Below are 20,929 nucleotides of genomic sequence, written 5' to 3'. Positions count from 1 at the left end.
CGTGTTCACCGGAATCATCGAAGAGGTCGGCGAGATCACCGACGTGCAGCGCACGGCAGACGCCGCACGGATCACCGTGCGCGGCCCGCTCGTCGTCTCGGACGCCCGTCACGGCGACTCGATCTCAGTCAGCGGCGTCTGCCTGACCGTCGTCGACCACACCGCAGACAGCTTCACCGCCGACGTCATGGCGGAGACACTCACGATGAGCACTCTCGGCACCGCGGCTATCGGCCGCCGGGTCAACCTTGAGCGGGCTGCCGCCGTCGGCGACCGCATCGGCGGCCATATCGTGCAGGGGCACATCGACGGCACCGCGCGCATCCTCTCGACGACGGATGGCGGCGCCTGGCGCATTGTGCGACTGAGCCTCGCCGCTGAGCTGGCACCGCTGGTCGTGCGCAAGGGGTCGATCGCGATCGACGGCATCTCGCTGACGGTCAGCGCCGTCGGCGCCGATTCGGATGCCCCCGGTCTGCGCGACGCCTGGTTCGAGGTCTCCCTCATCCCCGAAACGCTGACGGCCACCACGCTCGGGGAAGGCGTCGTCGGCGACGCCGTCAACATCGAGACGGACATCCTGGCCCGCCACGTCGAACGGATGCTTTCGGTCGGCGCGCTCGCGTCGTCACCGATCAGCGCCACGGCAGGCGCCCACGCCACAGCGCTCACCAACGTCACACCCCTTATCAGCGACACCGCGCTTACGAACGACACAGCAGAATCCGACCGCTATCACGCAAGGAGCGAGAAATGAGCCTCGCAACAATCCCCGAAGCCCTGGCGCAGTTGCGCGCTGGGCGACCGGTCATCGTCGCAGACAACGAGAGCCGCGAGAACGAGGGTGACGTCATCCTCGCAGCAGAGTTGGCATCGCAGGAATGGATCGCCTGGACGGTGCGCAACACCTCCGGTTTTCTCTGCGCACCGATGACAAACGAACGCGCCGATTTTCTCGGTTTGCCCGTGATGGTCGTCGACAACGAAGACGTGCTCGGCACGAACTACACGGTCAGCGTGGACGCTGCGGACCGGCTGAGCACCGGCATCAGCGCAGCGGACCGCGCCCACACACTGCGGGTTCTGGCCGATCCGGCTGCAACGGCAACCAGCCTGCACCGCCCCGGCCACATCCTGCCGCTGCGCGCACGCGACGGCGGTGTGCGTGAACGCGGCGGCCACACCGAGGCCACCGTCGACCTGCTCAAACTGGCGAACCTGACCCCGGTCGGTGTGATCGGCGAGATCGTCGCTGACGACGGCGAGATGATGCGCCTGCCGGAACTGATCGAGTTGGGCGAGAGGGAGAGCATCCCAGTCATCACGATCGAAGCGTTGATCGAGTATCTTGACGCAATGCACGGGGACACTCCCGTCGGAGTCACACCGGTCGAGGCGATTCCGGAATCCGCGCGGGTGATCTTCGAGGTCGAGACCACCGTGCCGACCACGCACGGGCCATTCAAGATCAGGGCGTATCGCGACCGAATGACCGGTGCAGACCACGTGGCGATCGTCGCAGGCGACACGTCCGCGACCGGCATGCTGGTGCGCGTGCACTCGGAGTGCCTCACCGGCGAGGCATTCGGCTCACTCAAATGCGAGTGCGGGCCGCAGTTGAACGCGGCCCTCGACACGATCCAGCGCGACGGCGGGGTCGTCGTCTACCTGCGCGGGCACGAGGGTCGTGGCATTGGACTGATCAACAAGCTGCGCGCATACAAACTGCAAGAAGAGGGGCTCGACACCCTCGACGCGAACCTCGCGCTCGGCCTGCCGATCGACGCGCGTGACTACGGCGCGGCATCCGCAATTCTGGAGGACCTCGGCATTCACTCCGTGCGGTTGCTGACCAACAACCCGGAAAAGGCACGCCAGTTGCAGGCGCACGGAACCGCCGTCGAGCGGATGGTACCGCTGATCGTCGGCGCCGGCGCTGAAAACGAGCACTACCTGGAGACCAAACGAGACCGGATGGGGCACACCCTGCCCTTTCCGCTCACCACCACGATCGCCCCGGAAGGAACACGCGCATGAGCGGAGCAGGAGCACCCACCGCAGCAGAACCCGCAGACGGAACGGGACTGCGCGTCACCGTGGTCGCAGGAACCTGGCACGAGCAGATCGCAACCGGCCTGCTCGACGGCGCTACGCGGGCGCTGACCGCCAGCGGTGCGTCCTTCGACGTGCTGCGCGTGCCCGGCAGTTTTGAGCTGCCTGTCGTCTGCAAGGCGGCCCTGGAATCCGGGGCGGATGCCGTTGTCGCCCTCGGCGTGATCATCCGCGGCGGGACTCCGCACTTCGACTTCGTCGCCTCGGCAGCGACGGATGGCCTGACCCGTGTCGCGTTGGACACCGGAAAACCGGTCGGCTTCGGCGTGCTCACCCTGGACGACGAGCAGCAAGGCCTTGACCGCGCCGGCTTCGCAGGATCGAAGGAAGACAAGGGCGCAGAAGCAGCCAACGCGGCAGTGGCGACCGCGCGCATCCTGGCGTCGGTGCGCGACCAAACGCGCTAGCGTTGGGCCATGATGAATCGACGGAGGCTCGCCCTCATCGCCATCATCGTGATCGTCGTATTCGTCGTGTTCTCGGTCGGCACGACGCTGCTGTTCAACCTGCGATAGGCCAAGAGTGCGCACGGCTGTGCGGACCCAACAGCCGCACGGAGGATTCGGGCTACGGCTTCCAGACCATCAGCACGACGACGGCCAGCAACAGGAGCGATGCGATTCCCGAGCCGGCGGCGATCGCGGGGTACCTGCTGGCGGCTGGCGCTGCATCCGCTGCGCTGCCGGACCCGGCTGGCGCCCCGGCGGTGCCCGATGTCTGCAGCGCGGCCGCTGCCTTGCGCATGGTAGGAACGACAAGCACCAGACTCAGGATCAGCGCGATCGCGTAGAGCACGATCGACAGCCAGATCCAGGTACTGGCGAACGTCGGAATATGCTTCCCGCTCGCCATGCCGAGGACGCCAAAGCCAAACACGACGACGAGCAGTGACAGCAGGGTGAACAGGTTGGTCGACTTCGCGAGCCGGGCAACTTGAGCGCCATCGCCGGCTCGCACCGAGCGCATGGCGGTCATCGGAAGTATGGCCATCGGCCCGACGATGAAGACGGCACCAGCCACGTGAAGAATTGAAAGTACTGTATCCATCGCACCAGCCTAACGAACCCGCCCTCTCGTGCTTCACCCTGGTGCCGGCGGGTGATCATTCTCCGCGAACGGTCGAACAGGAATAGTGTGTCTACCGCATCCATTCGATGAAGTCCGCAGGAGTTTCTCTCATGACGACCCCCTTGTCCGCGACAGTCGTTCCGTCCCAACCGGCCAACCCGCGCGGTCGCGTGATCCTCGCGAGCATGATCGGCACGACCATCGAGTTCTACGACTTCTACGTCTATGCGACGGCAGCCGTGCTCGTGTTTCCGCATTTGTTCTTTCCTACCGGCAACCCGACGACGGCGCTTCTGGCGTCGTTCGCGGTGTTCGGAGCGGCCATGGTGGCCCGCCCGATCGGCGCGATCTTCTTCGGCCACATCGGTGACACACACGGACGCAAGGTCACGCTGGTCGCCTCACTGATGACGATGGGCATCGCGACGTTTCTGATCGGTTTCCTGCCCACCTATGCGCTCGCGGGCTGGTTCGCCCCGCTGTTGCTGGTCATCCTGCGGCTGGCGCAGGGCTTCGCGCTCGGCGGAGAGTGGAGCGGTGCAGCCCTCGTCGCGACAGAGAACGCCCCGGCCGGCAAACGCGCTTGGTATGGCACATTCCCGCAACTCGGCGCCCCGCTCGGCTACATCGTCGCGAACGGCCTGTTCCTCGTGATCGCCGCCGTGCTTCCCGGCACCGGCGGCGCTCCGTCGGATGCGTTCCTCGCCTGGGGCTGGCGGGTTCCGTTCTGGTTCTCGGTAGTCATGGTCATCATCGGCGTGTGGGTGCGGCTGCACCTGGTCGAAAGCGCTGCGTTCACCGACACCGTGAAGAGGGGCAAGGTCAAGAAGTTGCCGCTTGCCGCGGTGCTAAAAGACAACTGGCGTCAGCTGATCCTCGGCACCTTCTTCATGCTGGCCACCTATGTGCTGTTCTACCTGATGACCACGTTCGTCTTGAGCTATGGAACCTCGGCTACGGATGCCGCGCTTCCGGGCCTCGGCTACAACTACACGACATTCGTCATCATGTCGATCGTCGGCGTTGTGTTCTTCGGAGCGTTCACCATGCTCTCCGGCCCCTGGGCCGATCGGTTCGGGCGACGCAAAACCCTGATCTGGGTGACGATCTGCATCATCGTGTTCGGGTTCCTGTTCGTGCCGATGCTCGGCGCCGGTTTCGTCGGCGTGATGCTGTTCCTGATCCTCGGCTTCACCCTGATGGGCGCGACGTTTGGGCCCATGGGCGCCCTGCTGCCCGAACTGTTCCCGACCAACGTGCGTTACACCGGCTCGGGCATCTCATACAACGTCAGCTCGATCCTCGGCGCAGCGGTCGCACCGTTCATCGCCGTCGCTCTATGGTCTGCGGGCGGCGGCAGCCCGTTCTGGGTCGGCCTCTACCTCTCGGCAATGGCCGTGCTGACCCTCGTGGCGCTCCTGATCAGCCGCGAGACCAAAGACGTCGACATCGACACCTGACTGCCCTCCCCCTCCCTCCCCGTCGCCTCTGCCGCTGAGGTGCGGAAATGGGTTGGTCGGGGCGAGGTGCGCGAGGGTGGGTTAATCCAGGAAGAGGGTGCGCAGGCGACGGGTGGTCAGGATCAGACCCAGCACAATCATCACCACGAAGTAGAGCACGTGCCAGAGCAGCGCCACATTCACGACGCCCGTGGTCAGGCCGCGGATCAACTCGACGCCGTGCCACAGTGGCATCGCCTGAATAATCCATTGGATCGCGGGCGGATACACGCTGAGCGGAAAGAACGTGGCCGACAGCAGGAACATCGGCAGCATGATGAAGTTGATCCAGTCCATTTGCTGAAATGTCTTCATGTAGCTGGTGATCCCCATGCCGAAACTCGCGAACCCGAACGCAATCAACAGCACAGCGGGCAACGCCAGCAGCGCCCACCACGACAGATTCAACCCGATCGCCTGCATGACGATCATGAATCCGATCGCGTAGATTCCGCCACGCGCCAGGGCGAGCAGAATCTCGCCGAGCGCGACATCCAGCGGTCCGAGCGAGGTGGACAGCATGCCCTCGTACAGCTTCGCGAACCGCATCTTGAAGAACACGTTCCAGGTCGAGTCGTAGACAGCACCGTTCATCGCGGCCGTCGCCAGCAGTGCAGGCGCGATGAAAGCCGCATACGGAATTGGTCGGCCATCCGCAACGGCCACCGTGCCGACCAGGGACCCAAGCCCGATACCGAGTGAAAGCAGGTAGAAGATCGGCTCGAAGAAGCCGGAGAGCATCACCAGCCAGTTGGTGCTGCGCGTTGCCAGCCAACCTCGCTGCAGCACCGACGTCGCGTTGCCGGCATAGAGCGATTTCAGCGGACGCCCCGCACGAACGGATGCCGTCAGCGGCGCGGACGCATCGACCTGCGTCTTGCCTGTCACCGGCTCAACCCCGTCATTAGCTCAACCCCGCCATCGGCTCAACCCCGTCATTTGTCCATCCCGTCATTTGTTCAGCCGCTTCGCCGCGATCCGGCGCGACCACAGCCATCCGCCCGCGACGAGCGCGAGCAGATAGCCGGCGTGCACCAGGGTGAGCCAGAGCGGTTCCTGCAGCCCGTATGCGAAGACGCGCGATAGTTCTGTGCCGTGCCAGAGCGGGGAGATCCAGCCAATCCACTGCAAATAGACGGGCATCACCGACAGCGGAAAGAACGTGCCGGAGAACAATGTCAGCGGCAGCAGCACGAAACGCATCAGCATGGCAACCTGACCGCTATCCTGCTCGATGGTCGCAATGTAGGCCATCTCCGGCGTGCCGAACGCGAGCCCGGTCAACACTGCAACGAAGATCGCGATGAACCCCCAGGGCGAGGGAACGGCACCGAACAGCAGCATGAAAACGTAGTAGATCACGCAGGTGCCCAGCAGCCGCGCGATCACCGAGTAGACGATGCCGTCGATGATCTGCCCCGGACTGATCGGCGCGGCGTTCATGCCGAAGAAGGTTGGATTCCATTTGAAACCGAGCAACACCGGGTAGGTGAACTCTTCGGATGCCGCCGTCATCGACGCCGTCGCGAGCAGCGCCGGGGCGATGAAGACGAGATAGCTCACCCCGTTCATCGACTGCGCGCCCATGTTGTTACTGACCAGGCTGCCGAGCCCGACCCCCATCGCGAACAGATACAGGAACGGGTTGCCGATGCCCGTGACCAGCACCGTCTGCAGGTACGAACGCATCACGCGGAAGCGGTGCTCGGCGACATACCAGGCACCGAACCGGCGCGGTTTCATGCCGGCCGCGACGGCGCGCTGCGCGTTGCTCGCGGGCGGCGCTGCCTGCAGATGCGGGTCTCGATACGGGTCTCGATACGGGTCTCGATACGGGTCTCGATACGGGTCTCGATACGCTCGCTGGCGCTCGCTACTCGACCACCATCTTTGGCGCTCGCTACTCGACCACCATCTTGGACGCTCGCTACTCGACCACCGGGACGGATTCGTCATTCGATCAGGCTCCGCCCGGTCAGGCGCAGGAACACATCCTCCAGGCTCGATCGCCGCACCAAGCTTGTGATCGGCTGAAGCCCACGTTCCGTCACCCGCTTCAACGCGGCCTCGCCGTCTGCGTCATAGACGAGGATGCGGTCGGGCAGCACCTCGATCCGGTCACCGATGTCGGTCAACCGGGTCGCAACCTCGGCATTCTTCTGGGATCCGAATCGCAGTTCGAGCACTTCGCGCGAGGAGTACTGACGGATCAGCGCGGCCGGTGCGCCCTCGGCCATGATCGTGCCGTGGTCGACAACGACCAGCCGATCACACAGCTGCTCTGCTTCGTCCATGTAGTGAGTGGTCAACACGAGCGTGGTGCCCTGCTCCTTGAGCCGGAACAGGCGATCCCAGAGAATGTGTCGCGCCTGCGGATCCAAACCGGTCGTCGGCTCGTCGAGCAGCAGGATCTTGGGGTCGTTGATCAACGCACGCGCGATCGTCAAGCGTCGCTTCATTCCGCCGGAGAGATCGTCGACTTTCGACTTCGCCTTGTCTTCCAGCTGAGCGAACGCGAGCAACTCATCAGCACGATGCCGCACCCGGCGGATCGGCAGGCCGAAGTAGCGACCGTAGACGATCAGGTTGTCGCGCACCCGCAATTCAGTGTCGAGGTTGTCGGCCTGCGGCACGACCCCGAGCTGAGAGCGGATCTCCGGACCGTAGGCATTCGGGTCCAGGTCGAGGATGCGCAGCTCACCGCTTGTTCGCGTGGAAACGGCGCCGACCATGCGCATCGTCGTGGACTTTCCGGCGCCGTTGGGGCCGAGCAAGCCGAACGACTCCCCCGGTGCGACCTCGAAGGAGATTCCGTCGACGGCGGCGAAGTCTTTGAACTTCTTGACGAGGTTTGTGGCGGTGATGACGGGCGCTGACACAGTTCAAAACTGTAGTCGTCGCCCCCGACAATCGCAGCGGATGCCGGTGGCCGGCACCGCGCACTCGGCACCGCGTGCGTCCGTTCAGAACGCGCTGATACCCGCGCCGATCAGCACGATGCCCACGATGAACATGACGGAAGCGATGAGTGCGGAGTTATGCGCGACCAGCCACTCGTGCAAATTCTCCAGCGGCCCGTCGAGCTTCGACGCCGCGATCAGATAGGCGATCACCGGAATCAGCACAGATGACGCCGCAACGATCACGAAAACACTCGTGCTGATCGCCAACTGCCAGAACTCAAGGCCCGCGGCGCCCATGATCAGCCCGCCTGAGATGAGAAGCAGAAGATTCTTCGGCTTGGCGACCGCGAACACCAGACCGAATATTCCGGCATGCGCGACCGTCAGGGAGTCGATCGCGTTCAGCCAACCCGGAAGTCCGGCTTCTTCACCTTCACCCGGCCGGGTGCGAAGCTGACCGGCTGCAAGCAGCACCAGCGCGACGCCGATCACGACCGCGATGACACCGAAGATGACGGGCGCTGCTGCAGGAGAGGTGGCCGGGATGATGGACTCCAACGCGGTGAACGCGACGACGCCGATAAGGATGCCTAACAGCCATCCGATCAGAAACGCGACGCTCTTTCCCTTGCCGTCGGGAGAACGCAGCATCACAATCACAGCGATGATCGGAACCGGGCTGAGCGCTATCGCCAACGCACTGGGCAAGACAGCACCGATGACCTCATTCACGCCGGTGTTCTCCTCGTCGTCGGATCTGCAACCCCCGCAACGGCTGCGATCGGCATCCGTCGGGTTTCCCGGAGGTCCCGTGACGATAATGGTACTGCCGTCGCACTCCAACGCGACGCGGCGCAGCGGCAACTTCCACTCCCCCGACACACTGCTGCGCTCCCGAGAGATTGTTCCGCCCCGAGAGAACACGAAGAAGACCTATGAGCCAATCGACCGCTCCTCGCGCGTCGCATCGCCGCCGCGCCGAAAGCCCGGCCGGGCCGCGCGCGAAGTTCAGCCAGCTGCTGCCGTACCTGTTCGAACACAAGGGCGTGCTGGCCGTCGTCGTCGTGCTGAGCGTGCTCGGCGCCGCCGCGAGCCTTGCCCAGCCGCTCCTGGTCAGTCAGGTGATCTCGATCGTGCAGGCCGGAAACCCGCTCGGCGGGCTCGTCTGGGCGCTTATCGCCCTGGTGATCATCTCTGGGCTGATCTCCGGTTACCAGCACTACCTGCTGCAACGCACGGGCGAAGGCGTGGTGCTCTCTTCACGCCGCCGGCTGGTCGGCAGGATGCTGAACCTGCCGATCAGCGAGTTCGACACTCGCCGCACCGGCGATCTCGTCTCCCGCGTCGGCAGTGACACCACACTGCTGCGCGCGGTACTGACCCAGGGTCTGGTCGAGGCGATCGGCGGCTCACTGACGTTCATCGGCGCCCTGGTCGCGATGCTCATCATCGACCCCGTGCTACTCGGCCTGACGGTCCTCGTGATCGCGGTCTCAATCGTCGTCGTGGTGACGTTGTCCCGTCGCATCCGGGTGGCCAGCCTGAAGGCGCAGACAAAGGTCGGCGACCTGGCGGCATCCGTCGAGCGTGCGATCACCGCGGTGCGCACCATCCGCGCGGCCGGCGCAACCGAGCGCGAGATCGCTGGCGTCGACGCCGACGCGCTCGGCGCGTGGAAGATGGGAATCCAGGTCGCGAAAATCTCGGCTCTCGTCGTGCCTGTGGCCGGGATCGCGATGCAGGTGTCGTTCCTGGTCGTGCTCGGCGTCGGCGGCTACCGGGTCGCCAGCGGCGCGATCACGGTCGCGAACCTGGTGGCGTTCATTCTGTTCCTGTTCATGATGATCCTGCCCTTGGGCCAAGCGTTCGGCGCGGTCACGAGTGTGAACGCCGCACTGGGGGCGCTCGGCCGCATCCAGGAGATCGTCGACTTGCCGAGCGAAAGCCAGTTCGATCGCGCCATCGCACCCGATGTGGCGATCATCGTCGGACCGGCGAACGGCTCCGTGAATCCTCATACAGCGGCGATCGCACTCGAGAACGTCCACTTCGCATACGCGGCGCCCGCGAAGCCGCTTGCGGATGCCGCCGCGGATGCGCCCGCCCGGCTCGCCGATGCCAGCCCCAGCGCCGTAGATTCCAGCGCCGTAGCTTCCAGCGCCGTAGCTTCCGTCGCCGCCCATTCCGTCGCCGCCGACTCCGTCGCCGCGTCTTCCGTCGCCGCGTTCGAAGGACACGACATCGTCGCGGAGGCCGAGGAGGCTGCCGGCATCGGGTCAACCCGGTCGAATCGCGACGCGGTCACGGGCGCACCGCGCCGGAGCCGCGAACGCCAGCACACTGCGGTGCTGCGCGGGGTCACGTTCGAGGCACCGCGAGGCAAGCGCACGGCGCTGGTCGGGCCATCCGGTGCCGGGAAAAGCACGATCTTGGCGTTGATCGAACGGTTCTACGATCCGGCGTCAGGGGTGGTGCGTTTGGGCGGGTTGGACATCCGCACGCTCGAACGCACGGCGCTGCGGGCACAGATCGGCTACGTGGAGCAAGACGCGCCCGTGCTCGCCGGCAGCCTGCGCGACAATCTCACGCTCGCCGCAGAAGACGCGACCGATGCGCAGTGCATCGATGTGCTGCATGCCGTGAATCTGACCGAGGTGCTCGAACGCAACCCGGCGGGCCTGGCCGCACCGGTCGGCGAGGGTGGCATCATGCTTTCCGGCGGTGAACGTCAGCGCCTGGCGATCGCCCGAGCGCTGCTGGCAGCCCCTCCGATCCTGCTTCTGGACGAGTCGACCTCGAGCCTGGACGGCAGAAATGAGCAGTTGATGCGTGAGGCGATCGATGCTGTGGCTGTCGATCGAACGCTGATCGTGATAGCACACAGACTGTCGACCGTCGTCGACTCCGACCAGATCGTCGTCTTAGACCACGGCGAGGTCATCGGGGTCGGGACGCACTCGGAACTTGTGGTCTCGACACCCCTGTACCGCGACCTCGCAAAGCATCAGTTGCTGGTCTGAGCCCGCCGTCACGGCGCGAGATGAGATGAGGACGACATCATGACCGACTACGGACACGATTTGCAATTCGGGGTCTTCATCACCCCGATGAACAAGCCCGTGCTGCACGCCGTCGAGCTGGCAACGGTCGCGGACCGCGCAGGCCTCGACCTGGTGACCTTCCAGGACCACCCGTATCAGCCGCGCTTCCACGACACGTGGACTCTGCTGTCGTTTGTGGCGGCGCTCACCGGGCGCATCCATCTCGGCCCGAACGTGGCCAACCTTCCGCTGCGGCAGCCGGCCCTGCTTGCCCGGAGCGCTGCCAGTCTCGACCTGCTCAGCGGCGGCAGGCTCGAACTCGGCCTCGGTGCCGGCGGCTTCTGGGATGCCATCGTGGCCATGGGCGGTCGCCGGCTGACCCCAGGGCAATCGGTTGAGGCCCTCGAAGAGGGCATCAGCATCATCCGTGACATCTGGCGAGCCGACCAGCCGGGTGGTGTTCACATCAGGGGCGAGTACTACACGGTGGACGGAGCCAAGCGCGGGCCGACCCCCGCCCACGACATCGGCATCTGGGTGGGCGCATACAAGCCGCGCATTCTGCGGATGACCGGTCGCGCGGCAGACGGCTGGCTGCCCTCGCTCGGCTATCTGAAAGGCGGACCCGCCGACTTGGCGGCGTTGAACGCGCACATCGACGAGGGGGCGGATGCTGCGGGTCGCTCCCCACGCGCCATCCGGCGCTTGCTCAACATCGGCGGCGCCTTCGAAGCGACCAACGGCGGACTCTTGCAGGGCCCTCCCGCACAGTGGGTGGAGGAGCTGACCGGCATGAGTGTGGACTACGGCATCTCCGGCTTCATCCTGGCAGCCGACGACGCGCAGACCATCGAGTACTTCGCACGCGAGGTCGCACCCGGGGTGCGCGAAGCGGTCGCGAAGGAGCGCGCGCGCTGAGGGAACGCGCGACAGACGGCTGCGGCCGTCTGGCGGCCGACTGGCGGCCGGTTCAGCGCTCGGCGACTGACAGCACGAGCTGCGACCATCGATCGGCCACCGTCGACCAGATCGTGCGCAGCGTCGGCTCCGCCTGTCGCATCGTCGCGACCACGGCTGCGGATGTCGTGCCCACCGAGGCCAGCGTGTCACCGTCGTCGCTCCCCCACGCCCCGGCAGTCTCCGCGAGCGCTTCGAGGTGGAACTGCAGCCCCCACGCGACCGGGCCGACCCGGAACGCCTGATTCACGCAGTGGTCGCTCGTGCAGAGGGACACCGAGCCGGCGGGGAGCTCCTGAACTTCGAGCGAGTGCCACTGAAGCGAACGCAAGGGTGCGGGAAGGTCGTGCAGCAGGGGGTCGTCGGCGCCGGCATCCGTCACGGTGAGTTCGCCGAGGCCGATCTCCGGGCCAGCCGGAATGCGATCGACGGAGCCGCCCGCAGCGACGGCCAGCAACTGCGCGCCCAGGCAGATGCCGAGGAGCGGAACCTCGTCGCGCAAGCACTGAGCCATCAACGCGCGCACGGTCGGCAGCCACGGGGCCGTTTCGTCATCGGTCGGGCCGGGTCGGCCGCCGAGCACCACGACGCCGTCGAAGCCGTCTGCGGTTTCCGGGATCTCGCGGCTGGTGCTTGGGCCGGCCGTCTCGGGGCCGACGGTGTGCAGTTCGACGCCCGCCGCACGCATCCGCTCGCCGACCAGGCCGATGCCCGCATCGGTCTCGTGTTCGACCACCAATACCCGCGCCATCCGCGTCAGGCCTCCGCGACCGTGTCGACGGCAGGTCCCATCACGCCGGCGGGATCCGCCAGCAACGGCGCAAAAGCCAGCTCGGCGGCACCGACCATGAGCAGATCCAATCCGAGTTCCGCTCGAGCAAATCGCACATCGTCGCGCGGGCCGACGATCGAGGCGCCCCGCACGGCAGCCTCCAGCCGCTGCGGTGCCGCCGCATAGAGGGTGCCGAGGAACCCGCCGAACAACACGAGTTCCGGGTTCAGCCCGTTGACGATGTCTTTGAGCGCTACGGCAAGAAAATCAACTTGTCGATGCACCAGTTCGCGCACCTCGGCGTTCGGTCCGCCTGCGCGGGCGAACTGTTCGAGCAGAAGTGCCTCAAGGTTGTCGCTCTCCGCGTCGCCAAGACCGAGAACAGACAGCAGAGGGGCTCTGCTGACCTCGGTTTCGAGGCATCCGGTCGCACCGCAATGGCAGAGCGAACCAACTGAATTCACCAGGGTATGGCCGAATTCGCCGGCATACCCGCTCGCCCCGGTCAGCAACGCACCGTTGATGGCGATTCCGCCGCCGATCCCGCTCGCGCCGCCGTTGAGATAGATGAGATTGCGCACGGCGCGACCGGCGCCGAAACTGCTCTCCGCGATGACGCCGGCCGACGCGTCATTCTCGGCGGTCACCGGCAGCTCGAGGGCCGCGCTGAGCATTTCCGCGAACGGCACGTCGTGCCAGCCGAGATGCGGCGCAAGGATGACTTCCCCGGTGCGTTCGCGAACGATTCCGGGCACAGCTACCCCGACTCCGACCGTATGGAACGAACTGTCGAGTTCTCCGCGCATCCCCGCGACGACCGCTGCGACGATGTTGACAACCTCCTCCACCGAGGGCACCCGCGCCGTGTTGTACCGGATTCTCTTCAGGACGCGGCCCGAAAGCGACACGAGCCCGATGGTCACCGCATCGATTTCCGGGTTCACGGCGATCGCCACGACATCATCGCGCGGGGCGATGATCGGGCTGGGGCGCCCGGCATGGCTACGCGCCCCCGGATCGTGCTCCTCGACAAGGCCGAGTTCGACAAGTTCCGCGGCGAGCGCACCAATGGTCGAACGGTTCAAGCCGGTTGCCCGGGTGAGTTCGGCTCGGGAGACCCGCCCCGACAGGTGTGCGATGCCCAGAACGATGGCGAGATTGTTCTTGCGAACATCGTCGACAGTGTTGCGCTGGCGCAGCTGCCGTGACCCCGAGTCAGCCCTGGTTGCCAATCATTTCACCTCTTCAGACGGCCCTGAGACGTGCAATGCACATGAGCCGGATAAATGTTAGTCCTCCACGGTGTGGCCGCGCTCCACAGGGGTTACCACGGTTCGACGCGGCGGTTCGACGCGGCCACCCGCAACTATCCGTTCACCGCGAACTGAAAGCTGCGTCGAAAGCGGCCTCGGGCGCGGCAAACGCGTTCTGCTTGACGAACTCGAGCGCCTCAGGTGCCCCCAGCAACCTGTCCATGCCGGCATCTTCCCATTCGACCGAGATCGGGCCGTCGTAGCCGATGCTGTTGAGCGCTCGGAAGCTCGCCTCCCACGGAACGTCCCCACGGCCGGTGGAGACGAAGTCCCACCCGCGTCGCAAATCAGCCCAGGGCAGATGAGAGCCCAGGCGACCGTTGCGGCCGTTACCCAGCCGGAGCTTCACATCCTTGCAATCGACGTGGTAAATGCGGTCGGCGAATTCGAGAATGAAATCCACGGGATCCAGCTGCTGCCAGATGAAATGGCTCGGATCCCAGTTGAGTCCGAAGGTTTCGCGGTGTCCGATCGCCTCGAGCGCCCGCACGGTGGTCCAGTAGTCATAGGCGATCTCGCTTGGATGCACCTCATGGGCGAAACGCACACCAACCTCGTCGAAGACGTCGAGGATCGGATTCCACCGAGCAGCAAAATCCTCGTAGCCGGCGTCGACGAGTTCTTGGGACACCGGCGGAAACATCGCAACATACTTCCAAATGCTCGAACCGGTGAAGCCCACGACGGTCTTGACACCCAGCTTTGCGGCGAGTCGGGCTGTGTTCTTCATCTCTTCGGCCGCACGCCGACGCACGCCCTCCGGCTCGCCATGGCCCCACACCGCGTTGGAAAGCATGCCGCGATGCCTCTCATCGATCGGGTCGTCGCAGACCGCCTGCCCGGTTAGGTGATTGGAGATCGTGAAGACCTTGAGGTTGTGCTTCTCGAGCACGGCGAGTTTTCCGGCGACGTACGCGTCGTCGTTCCACCGAGTCGAGTCGAGATGGTCACCCCAGCAGGCGATCTCCAGGCCGTCGTAGCCCCACCCGGATGCCAGGCGTGCTACCTCTTCGAAGGGCAAGTCAGCCCACTGGCCGGTGAACAAGGTGATTGGTCTGGTCATGTTGAGCTCCTCGGTTGGGAAGGGCGGGTTGGCAAGGGCCGGTTGGGAAGGGCGGGTTGGGCAGTGTCGGTTGGGAAGGGCGGGTTGGGAAGGGCGGGTTGGGCAGTGTCGGTTGGGCAGCGGCCGGTCGGGTAGGCGGCCGGTCGGGTAGGTGGCCGGTCAGACGGCGGGTGGGTACGAAGAAGGGGTGCTCCTGCGCAAACATGAGCACCCCTTCATCGACGGGTTTAGGACGCGAATGCGGCCCCGATATATGTGTCCACGTTCTCCTTGGTAACGACCGGTGCGTCGAGCACAACGCGGTTCGGCACACCCTTCGTAACGAGGTCACCGAAGTGCTGGCCCTGAGCGATGAGACGTGCCAGCGCAATCCCGTCGGCAGCCTGCGTCGACGGGTAGATGACCGTCGCCTTCAGCACGGAGTCACCGGCCTTGATTGCTTCCATCGCATTCTTGGAGCCGGCACCGCCGACCATGAAGAACTCACCGCGGTTTGCGGCGTCGATGGCCGCAAGCACGCCGATTCCTTGATCGTCATCGTGGTTCCAGACGGCGTCGATCTTCGGAGCGGATGCGAGCAACTGGGAAGTCGCCGCCTCGCCGCCCTGCACGGTGAAGTCTGCAGCTACGCGGTTAGTGACCTTGAGGCCACAGTCCTTCAATGCGTCGGCGAAGCCCTTGCTGCGGTCCTGGGTGAGCGGCAGGCTGTCGATACCGGCAATCTCCGCGACCACGGCGTTCTTCTTACCGTCGAGCTCGTGACAGATGTAAGTGCCGGCGCTGACGCCCATGCCGTAGTTGTCACCGAGAACGGTCGTGCGTGCAGCAAAGGTGCTGCTGAATTCACGATCGACGTTGATGACGGGGATTCCAGCCTGCATCGCCTTGATAGCCACATCGGTCAGCGCGGCACCATCCGTCGGCAGCAACACGATCGCGTCGACCTTGTCGTTGATGAAGGTCTCAACCTGGCTGATCTGCAGACTCGCGTCGTTGGTGCCTTCTGCCACGACAAGCTTCACGTCGTCGAAGCCTTCCGCTGCTTTCAGCGCAGCGCTGTTGATGGCGCCGAGCCAGCCGTGGTCTGCGGCGGGCCCGGAGAACCCGATCGTCACTGTGCCACCGGACTTGCCGGACTCGGACGATTGGCTTTTCGACGTGCCGGCCTCGGGGTCAGCCGACCCGGGCGTGCACGCAGTCAGGAGTGCCCCGACGGACAGTGCTGCGCCGGCTGCCATGAGCAATCGGCGGCGTTGTGGGCGTGATGGAACCATTGTGTTTCCTCCAAGTGTTGTGACGCTTGTGGTTGGTGCAGGTGCTGTTGCTTGCCGGTGCGGAGCTATCAACCGGTCCTGATGCACGGTGCCGGTCGAGCTATCCGTTTTGACGTTCCAGGCAACATATCAGGCATTTTGAGAATGTGCCACCTCATTACACCCAGGTGATAGCAGTGATCGAAGTAATTGTTTGTTTCGGTGAACAAACGATTTGTCGCTGAATCTCAGCAATTCTGCCAATACCCGGTCTGGCAGTTAATGATTTGTCCTGTTATGTTGTCTGCATGGCAAAAACTGCTCCCGACGAACCGCTGCTGACGGTGCGCTCGCTGACCAAGGGGTTTGCCGGGGTGCAAGCGCTCAAGGGCGTCGACCTCGAAGTGCTCCCGGCGAGGTGCACTGCCTGCTCGGGCAGAACGGCGCGGGCAAGTCCACTCTCATCAAGATTCTCTCCGGCGTGTACCCGCCGGACAGTGGTGAAATCCTCTGGCACGGCGAACCGATCGCGATCGCCAGTCCGGTGGAAGCGCTGCAGCTCGGCATCGCCACGATGTATCAGGAGCTCGACGTCGTCGACGGCCTCAGCGTTGCGGAGAACATCTTTCTCGGTCACGAACACGCTGTGGCAGGCGTAACGGATCGGCGCACGACGACTCGAATGGCCCGCCAACTCATGGCGAGGCTCGGGCACGCGAAGATTTCACCTCACCGCGAAGTCGGTACCCTCTCCGCCGCGAACAAACAGATCGTCAGCATGGCACGCGCGCTCTCGCACGACACCAAGCTGATCATCATGGACGAGCCGTCGGCCGTGCTCGACGCCCAGGAGGTGCGGAACCTCTTTCGAGTGGTGCACGAGCTCAGCGCATCCGGCATCGCCGTGATCTACATCTCACACCGCCTCGAGGAGATCCGGCAGATCGGCGACCGGATGACCGTCATCAAAGACGGACGCTCGGTGGCCACGAGCCTGCCCGTCGCTTCCACCCCGACTGCCGACCTGATCAAACTCATGACCGGCCGTACGGTTGAAAACGTCTTCCCGCCGGCCACCGATCTCGATCAAGACGCTCCCGTGGTGCTCGACGTGCAGAACCTGGCACTGGCCGGAGTCTTCTCCGACGTCGACCTGACCGTTCGCGCGGGCGAGATCGTTGGGCTCGCGGGGCTCGTGGGTTCGGGGCGGTCCGAAATCCTCGAGACGATCTACGGCGCCAGGAAAGCCACATCCGGAACCGTCGCCGTGTCGGGGCGTCCCGTCACTGCCGGTTCTGTGCCATCCGGAGTGATGGCCGGCATGGGACTCTCCCCCGAAGAGCGCAAGAGTCAGGGCCTGATCCTGGACGAACCGATCTACAGGAATGTCACGCTGGCCAGTTTCGCCCGTTGGGCCAAAGCGGGCTTCGTCAATGAGAAGGCCGAGCGCGAAATCGCCCACGAGCAGCTGGTCGCGCTCGAACTGCGACCCGCAGACCCCGAACGAGTGACCCGCACTCTCTCCGGCGGCAACCAACAGAAAATATTGCTCGCCCGATGGCTGGTGCACGGCACGCGTGTGCTGCTACTCGACGAACCGACTCGCGGAGTCGATGTCGGTGCGCGCGCTGAGATCTATGCCTTGATCCGCCAACTCGCCGACGACGGCACCGCCATCGTCGTCGTCTCGAGCGAAATCGACGAGGTACTCGGCCTTTCCGATCGCGTACTGGTAATCGCAGAGGGCCGCGTCATCCACACGTCGCGAGCCGATGCCATCGACGAGCACGACGTGCTCGATCTGGTCATGAAAGGAGCCCACGTATGAGTGAGCACAACCCGGCTACCAACACGGTTGTCGACACGCGTCCTTCAAGCGATTCCTCCGGAGAACTCGCGGGAGACTCGGCGGACGCCACTCGCGGTCTGCTCACCCGGCTCTTCAGCGGGTCGAGCGGGCGCTCGATCGGTTTGATCATCGCACTCCTGCTGCTCATCATCGTCGGTGTTCTGACCGCGGGAGACCGATTCGCCAGCGTCGGCAACATCCTGGTGATCCTGCGGCTGGCGTCGGTCATCGGCGTCATCAGCATCGGCATGACCTTTGTCATCACCGCGGGCGGCATCGATCTTTCGGTGGGGTCTGTCATGGGCCTCACCACGGTTGTCGCAACGCTCTCCTGGGTGCAGGCGTTCGCCGACCAGACCAGCTGGATCGCGATGGTGCTCGTCGCCCTGCTGGTCGGAGTAGCGGTCGGATTCGTCAACGGGGTGGTCGTCGCATACGGCGGGGTGGTCGCCTTCATCGCAACTCTTGCCATGCTTGTCGGTGCACGCGGGCTGGCCGAGCTCCTGGCCAACCGAACCACGCAGCTCGTGACCGTCAGCGGTTTCAAAGATGTCTTCACCGCGAACTTTCTTGGCGTACCGATCCTGATCTGGATCTTCGCCCTGGTCAGTCTCGCCGGCTGGTTTCTCCTGAACCGCACAACGTTCGGGCGCCGAACGGTAGCGATCGGCGGCAACCTCGAAGCGGCCCGCCTAGCCGGCATCAACGTGAAGCGACACACCATGTACCTCTACGCACTGGCCGGGCTGGCCGCGGGTATCGCCGGGGTGATGATGCTCGGTCGCACGACAGCCGGCACGTCGACGCACGGCCAACTCTACGAGCTCGACGCCATTGCCGCCGTCGTTGTCGGAGGAACCTTGCTGATCGGCGGACGCGGCACCATCATGGGTACCGTACTCGGCGTTCTGATCTTCTCAACGCTGACGAACGTGTTCACGCAGAACAATCTGTCGACGTCTGTGCAGGCTATCGCGAAGGGCGCGATCATCGTCATCGCCGTGCTTCTCCAGCAGCGCTTTGCGAACCGTTCGGCCACGAGCAGTCGAACCGTGCGCGCGGCAGTGAAGTCGCCGTAATAAGCCGCCGGGCGCGCTCAGCGCGCCAGTTTGAGCAGTGTGCGCCAGTTGAACTGGCGCACGCCGCGCGAAGTGGCGCACGGCGTGCATCCGCGCACACCCGTGGCTCAGTGCCTCAGGTGGTAGCGCAGCGCAGCCAACTCGGCGTTCAGCGCAGCGGGAACGCGCCCGTCGAACTGAGCGAAGAACTCCTCGGTCATGTCGCACTCTGCCAGCCAGGACTCTGCGTCCACCGCGAACAGTGCGTCGAGGTCGGCGTCCGACACGTCGAGCCCCTCGAGTTCGAGCTCGTCGCGCTGCGGCAGACGGCCGATCGCAGTGGAGGTGGCACCGACTTCGCCCTCGAGACGCTCGGCAATCCACGCGATCACGCGTGAGTTTTCAGCGAAACCCGGCCACAGGAATCGGCCGTCTTCACCCTTGCGGAACCAATTCACCTGGAAGATCGCCGGCGCCTTGATGCCGAGCTTGTCGCCCATCTTCAGCCAGTGCCCCCAGTGGTCTGCCATGTTGTAACCGCAGAACGGGAGCATCGCGAACGGGTCGCGACGTAGCTGCCCGACCGGTCCTTCGGCCGCCGCAGTCTGCTCTGACGCAACTGTTGCACCGATGAACACACCGTGCCTCCAGTCTTTCGCTTCGACGACGAGCGGAACGTTTGTTGCCCGTCGACCACCGAAGATGATGGCGTCGATCGGAACGCCACCTGCGGCATCCCAATCGTCGGAGATCGTCGGGCACTGGTCGGCCGCGACAGTGAAGCGCGAGTTCGGATGCGCAGCTGGGCGCCCCGAATCCGGCGTCCAGTCGTTGCCTTGCCAGTCGATCAGGTGGTTGGGCGGCGTGTCTGTGAGGCCTTCCCACCAGACGTCTCCGTCGTCACGCAGAGCGACATTCGTGAAGATGGTGTTGCCCCACATGGTGTCGATCGCGGTCGCGTTCGTCGATACGCCGGTGCCCGGCGCGACGCCGAAGAAGCCGCGTTCCGGGTTGATCGCCCACAGGCGCCCGTCCGGGCCCGGTCGCAGCCAAGCGATGTCATCGCCGAGTGTTTCGACCTTCCAGCCGGGAAGCGTCGGACGCAACATCGACAGGTTCGTCTTGCCGCACGCGGACGGGAATGCCGCTGCCATGTGGTGCACGTCGCCGGCCGGCGAGGTCACCTTGATGATCAGCATGTGCTCGGCCAGCCAGCCCTCATCGCGACCCATGGCCGAGGCGATCCGCAATGCGAAGGCCTTCTTGCCGAGCAGCGAGTTGCCGCCGTAGCCGGAGCCGTAGGAGAAGATCTCGCGCGTCTCGGGGAACTGAACGATGTACTTCGTGTCGTTGCAGGGCCACTGCACCTCGTCGCGACGAACCCCGTTCGCGTCGATCAGCGGGTAGCCGACGCTGTGCACAGCGGGAACCCAGCTCTGCCCCGCCTCGATCAACTTCAAGGCGCCGGCGCCCATCCGGGTCATGATTCCCATGTTGATCACGACGTACTCGGAGTCGGTGATCTCGACGCCGAGCTGCGAGATCGGCCCGCCGAGCGGCCCCATCGAGAACGGCACGACATACATCGTGCGGCCGCGCATGCTGCCGGCGAACACCTCGCGCAGGTTTGCACGCATCTCGCTCGGCTCGCGCCAGTTGTTCGTCGGCCCCGCGTCGATCTCCTCTTTCGAGCAGATAAAGGTGCGGTCTTCGACGCGTGCGACATCCGCGGGGTCCGTGCGGGCCAAGAAGCTGTTCGGCCGCCACTCCGGGTTCAGCCTGATCAGCTTGCCTTCCGCGATCAACAGGCGGGTCAGTTGGTCGGCCTCGCGCAGTGAGCCGTCGCACCAGACGATCGCGTCCGGCTGCGTGAGCGCGGCAACATCAGCAACCCAGGCGCTGAGCTTGGCATCGCTCGTGCCGCGCGGGTAGGGCTCAGGGGTCGAGGCTGTGTGGTTGCGAGGGGAGTCAAGGATCGTCATCGGGGTTCCTTTCGACGGTTGACAGTGCGACGTTTTTCGTTGCAGAGGTGTTGAATTTC

General features: G+C 64.8%; 18 protein-coding genes. 8 read left to right on the top strand and 10 right to left on the bottom strand.

The window, feature by feature from the left end; translation table 11 throughout:
* The first annotated feature begins 1 nt into the window (after position 1).
* Genes QU604_RS06860 through ribH form a run of 3 tightly spaced genes read left to right on the top strand, consistent with a single transcriptional unit; the run spans position 2 to position 2,519 of the window.
* On the top strand, positions 2 to 757 hold the full coding sequence (locus tag QU604_RS06860) for a riboflavin synthase (protein ID WP_308468061.1): 756 nt from the start codon (positions 2 to 4) through the stop codon (positions 755 to 757).
* Entirely contained in the window at positions 754 to 2,037 is a 1,284-nt protein-coding gene (ribA, locus tag QU604_RS06855; protein WP_308468060.1) for a GTP cyclohydrolase II, read from the top strand. The genes QU604_RS06860 and ribA overlap by 4 nt, the downstream gene beginning before the upstream one ends.
* Positions 2,034 to 2,519, top strand: a complete 486-nt coding sequence (gene ribH, locus QU604_RS06850; RefSeq protein ID WP_308468059.1) for a 6,7-dimethyl-8-ribityllumazine synthase — start codon at positions 2,034 to 2,036, stop codon at positions 2,517 to 2,519. The genes ribA and ribH overlap by 4 nt, the downstream gene beginning before the upstream one ends.
* 160 nt (positions 2,520 to 2,679) lie before the next feature.
* On the opposite strand, the gene QU604_RS06845 is transcribed toward ribH, so the two are convergent.
* A complete protein-coding gene (locus tag QU604_RS06845) occupies positions 2,680 to 3,159 on the bottom strand; it encodes a DUF2269 family protein (RefSeq protein WP_308468058.1) in 480 nt (159 codons plus the stop codon).
* Positions 3,160 to 3,290: 131 nt separating this feature from the next.
* Between QU604_RS06845 and QU604_RS06840 the strand changes: the two genes are divergently transcribed.
* Positions 3,291 to 4,640: an MFS transporter gene (locus QU604_RS06840; RefSeq protein WP_308468057.1), complete on the top strand. Its 1,350-nt coding sequence runs from the start codon at positions 3,291 to 3,293 to the stop codon at positions 4,638 to 4,640.
* An 81-nt stretch (positions 4,641 to 4,721) separates the two neighbouring features.
* Here QU604_RS06840 and QU604_RS06835 read toward each other — a convergent pair whose 3' ends face one another.
* From QU604_RS06835 to QU604_RS06820, 4 genes are all read right to left on the bottom strand, one after another.
* On the bottom strand, positions 4,722 to 5,531 hold the full coding sequence (locus tag QU604_RS06835; RefSeq protein WP_409350025.1) for an ABC transporter permease: 810 nt from the start codon (positions 5,529 to 5,531) through the stop codon (positions 4,722 to 4,724).
* Positions 5,532 to 5,630: 99 nt separating this feature from the next.
* The gene (locus tag QU604_RS06830; protein WP_409350024.1) at positions 5,631 to 6,422 is read right to left on the bottom strand and encodes an ABC transporter permease; all 792 of its coding nucleotides are present in this window, start codon (positions 6,420 to 6,422) and stop codon (positions 5,631 to 5,633) included.
* Between the two features lie 209 nt (positions 6,423 to 6,631).
* Complete coding sequence (locus QU604_RS06825; RefSeq protein WP_308468054.1) at positions 6,632 to 7,558, bottom strand: ABC transporter ATP-binding protein; 927 nt, start codon at positions 7,556 to 7,558, stop codon at positions 6,632 to 6,634.
* An 84-nt stretch (positions 7,559 to 7,642) separates the two neighbouring features.
* Positions 7,643 to 8,314, bottom strand: coding sequence for a GAP family protein (locus QU604_RS06820; protein WP_308468053.1), 672 nt, complete (start codon positions 8,312 to 8,314; stop codon positions 7,643 to 7,645).
* Between the two features lie 203 nt (positions 8,315 to 8,517).
* Between QU604_RS06820 and QU604_RS06815 the strand changes: the two genes are divergently transcribed.
* Entirely contained in the window at positions 8,518 to 10,602 is a 2,085-nt protein-coding gene (locus QU604_RS06815; RefSeq protein ID WP_308468052.1) for an ABC transporter ATP-binding protein, read from the top strand.
* A 39-nt stretch (positions 10,603 to 10,641) separates the two neighbouring features.
* Positions 10,642 to 11,541, top strand: coding sequence for an LLM class flavin-dependent oxidoreductase (locus QU604_RS06810; protein WP_308468051.1), 900 nt, complete (start codon positions 10,642 to 10,644; stop codon positions 11,539 to 11,541).
* 52 nt (positions 11,542 to 11,593) lie between these two features.
* Here QU604_RS06810 and QU604_RS06805 read toward each other — a convergent pair whose 3' ends face one another.
* The 4 genes from QU604_RS06805 to QU604_RS06790 form a co-directional block, all read right to left on the bottom strand.
* Positions 11,594 to 12,331, bottom strand: a complete 738-nt coding sequence (locus tag QU604_RS06805; RefSeq protein WP_308468050.1) for a type 1 glutamine amidotransferase — start codon at positions 12,329 to 12,331, stop codon at positions 11,594 to 11,596.
* 5 nt (positions 12,332 to 12,336) lie between these two features.
* Positions 12,337 to 13,584: an ROK family protein gene (locus QU604_RS06800; RefSeq protein WP_308468049.1), complete on the bottom strand. Its 1,248-nt coding sequence runs from the start codon at positions 13,582 to 13,584 to the stop codon at positions 12,337 to 12,339.
* A 142-nt stretch (positions 13,585 to 13,726) separates the two neighbouring features.
* Positions 13,727 to 14,728, bottom strand: a complete 1,002-nt coding sequence (locus QU604_RS06795; RefSeq protein ID WP_308468048.1) for a sugar phosphate isomerase/epimerase family protein — start codon at positions 14,726 to 14,728, stop codon at positions 13,727 to 13,729.
* A gap of 227 nt (positions 14,729 to 14,955) precedes the next feature.
* Positions 14,956 to 16,002: a substrate-binding domain-containing protein gene (locus QU604_RS06790; protein WP_308468047.1), complete on the bottom strand. Its 1,047-nt coding sequence runs from the start codon at positions 16,000 to 16,002 to the stop codon at positions 14,956 to 14,958.
* Positions 16,003 to 16,399: 397 nt separating this feature from the next.
* Here QU604_RS06790 and QU604_RS06785 point away from each other — a divergent pair, with 397 nt between their 5' ends.
* Positions 16,400 to 17,809 (top strand): sugar ABC transporter ATP-binding protein, encoded by a 1,410-nt coding sequence (locus QU604_RS06785; protein ID WP_308468046.1) that lies wholly within the window; start codon positions 16,400 to 16,402, stop codon positions 17,807 to 17,809.
* Complete coding sequence (locus QU604_RS06780; RefSeq protein ID WP_308468045.1) at positions 17,806 to 18,909, top strand: ABC transporter permease; 1,104 nt, start codon at positions 17,806 to 17,808, stop codon at positions 18,907 to 18,909. The genes QU604_RS06785 and QU604_RS06780 overlap by 4 nt, the downstream gene beginning before the upstream one ends.
* Before the next feature lie 107 nt (positions 18,910 to 19,016).
* Here QU604_RS06780 and QU604_RS06775 read toward each other — a convergent pair whose 3' ends face one another.
* Positions 19,017 to 20,870, bottom strand: a complete 1,854-nt coding sequence (locus QU604_RS06775; protein WP_308468044.1) for a phosphoenolpyruvate carboxykinase (GTP) — start codon at positions 20,868 to 20,870, stop codon at positions 19,017 to 19,019.
* Positions 20,871 to 20,929 lie beyond the last annotated feature (59 nt).

The sequence above is a fragment of the Rathayibacter sp. SW19 genome (genome assembly GCF_030866825.1).
Classification (GTDB): Bacteria; Actinomycetota; Actinomycetes; order Actinomycetales; family Microbacteriaceae; genus Rathayibacter_A; species Rathayibacter_A soli.
Note: the sequence above shows the minus strand (reverse complement) of the source record. Positions and strands in the feature narration are given on the sequence as shown.

Coding starts and splice junctions, on each gene's coding strand:
- ribA (WP_308468060.1), top strand. CDS start 754: ATGAGCCTCGCAACAATCCCCGAAGCCCTGGCGCAGTTGCGCGCTGGG.
- ribH (WP_308468059.1), top strand. CDS start 2,034: ATGAGCGGAGCAGGAGCACCCACCGCAGCAGAACCCGCAGACGGAACG.
- QU604_RS06845 (WP_308468058.1), bottom strand. CDS start 3,159: ATGGATACAGTACTTTCAATTCTTCACGTGGCTGGTGCCGTCTTCATC.
- QU604_RS06840 (WP_308468057.1), top strand. CDS start 3,291: ATGACGACCCCCTTGTCCGCGACAGTCGTTCCGTCCCAACCGGCCAAC.
- QU604_RS06830 (WP_409350024.1), bottom strand. CDS start 6,422: ATGAAACCGCGCCGGTTCGGTGCCTGGTATGTCGCCGAGCACCGCTTC.
- QU604_RS06815 (WP_308468052.1), top strand. CDS start 8,518: ATGAGCCAATCGACCGCTCCTCGCGCGTCGCATCGCCGCCGCGCCGAA.
- QU604_RS06810 (WP_308468051.1), top strand. CDS start 10,642: ATGACCGACTACGGACACGATTTGCAATTCGGGGTCTTCATCACCCCG.
- QU604_RS06805 (WP_308468050.1), bottom strand. CDS start 12,331: ATGGCGCGGGTATTGGTGGTCGAACACGAGACCGATGCGGGCATCGGC.
- QU604_RS06795 (WP_308468048.1), bottom strand. CDS start 14,728: ATGACCAGACCAATCACCTTGTTCACCGGCCAGTGGGCTGACTTGCCC.
- QU604_RS06790 (WP_308468047.1), bottom strand. CDS start 16,002: ATGGTTCCATCACGCCCACAACGCCGCCGATTGCTCATGGCAGCCGGC.
- QU604_RS06780 (WP_308468045.1), top strand. CDS start 17,806: ATGAGTGAGCACAACCCGGCTACCAACACGGTTGTCGACACGCGTCCT.
- QU604_RS06775 (WP_308468044.1), bottom strand. CDS start 20,870: ATGACGATCCTTGACTCCCCTCGCAACCACACAGCCTCGACCCCTGAG.